At 64.0% G+C, this 381-nt stretch carries 1 protein-coding gene; it reads left to right on the top strand.

Annotated features, from left to right (window positions below):
• A partial coding sequence (locus EN845_RS34010; RefSeq protein ID WP_210235530.1) for an Ig-like domain-containing protein occupies positions 1 to 381 on the top strand: 381 nt, incomplete at both ends.

Genomic DNA, 381 nt, shown 5'->3' with positions numbered 1-381 from the left:
ATGGCCTGGCCTCGGTGCAGCAGCTTGCCGAAGGCGCCACCGTCACCGACGTCTTCAGCTACACCAACTCGGACAACCACGGCGGCTCTTCGTCCGCCAACCTGACCATCACCATCACCGGCACCAACGATGCGCCGGTGGCGGTGGCCGATGCGGCGGCGGTGAAGGAAGACACCAACACGCTGGCCGATCCCAATCCGGTGAGCGGCAATGTGCTTTCCAACGACACCGATGTCGACAATGGCGACACGCACAGCGTCAGCGCCGTCAACGGCTCGGCTGGCAATGTCGGCAACGACCTGGTCGGCACCTATGGCACGCTGCATCTCAACAGCGACGGCAGCTACAGCTATACGCTCGACAATGGCCTGGCCTCGGTGC

It is taken from the genome of Mesorhizobium sp. M8A.F.Ca.ET.202.01.1.1, from assembly GCF_004791595.1.
In the GTDB taxonomy this organism is placed as follows: domain Bacteria; phylum Pseudomonadota; class Alphaproteobacteria; order Rhizobiales; family Rhizobiaceae; genus Mesorhizobium.
Note: the sequence above shows the minus strand (reverse complement) of the source record. Positions and strands in the feature narration are given on the sequence as shown.